The sequence below is a fragment of the Aquitalea palustris genome, from assembly GCF_003693445.1.
Classification (GTDB): domain Bacteria; phylum Pseudomonadota; class Gammaproteobacteria; order Burkholderiales; family Chromobacteriaceae; genus Aquitalea; species Aquitalea palustris.
Window position 1 is genome coordinate 1 of record NZ_RFAR01000147.1, and the last position, 827, is coordinate 827.

The window sequence follows — 827 nt, forward strand, 5'->3', positions numbered from 1 at the left end:
GCACAAGGCAGCGACAGCGCCAAGCTGGACACCACCGCCAGCATTGCCATCAGCAGTGACGGCAGCGGCAGTGATCATGTTTACAACAAGACCGAAAGCGCTGCCGCTGTGGTTAGCGGCACCACCACGGGCGTGGACGCTGGTCAGACGGTCACCGTCACCTTTACCGACAGCGCCAATCACGTGGTCACCGCTACGGCGACCGTGGCGGCCAATGGTAGCTGGACAGTTCCGGCCAGCAGCCTGAGCGGTCTGCTGGATGGTCCGGTGACAGTGAAAGCCAGCGTTAGCGATGTAGCCGGCAACCTGGCCAGCGCCAGCGTCAGCGAAGTCAAGGACACCACCGCCACCATTGCCATCAGCAGTGATGGCAGCGGCAGTGACGGTGTATTCAACAAGACCGAAAGCGCTGCCGCAGTGGTCAGCGGTACCACCACGGGTGTGGAAGCCGGTCAGACGGTCACCGTCACCTTCACCGACAGCGCCAACCACGTGGTCACCACCACGGCGACCGTAGCAGCCAATGGCAGTTGGACCGTTCCGGCCAGCAGCCTGAGCGGTCTGGTGGATGGCGCGGTAACGGTCAAGGCCACGGTCAGCGATGTGGTCGGTAACAGCGCCACCGCCAGCAATACCGACAGCAAGGATACGGTTGCCACCATTGCCATCAGCAGTGACGGCAGTGGCAGCGATCATGTCTATAACAGCACTGAAAGCAGTGCGGTGGTGGTGAGTGGCAGTACCGGCAGCGTGGAAGCCGGCCAGACCGTCACTGTCACCTTCACTGATAGCCAGGGCCATACCGCCAGCAGCACCGCCACCGTTGA

At 62.5% G+C, this 827-nt stretch carries 1 protein-coding gene; it reads left to right on the plus strand.

The genetic code is table 11. The features are described 5' to 3' along the window. Window positions 1-827, plus strand: an 827-nt coding sequence (locus EAY64_RS20060; RefSeq protein ID WP_147456260.1) for a hypothetical protein, incomplete at both ends; no start/stop codon positions are given.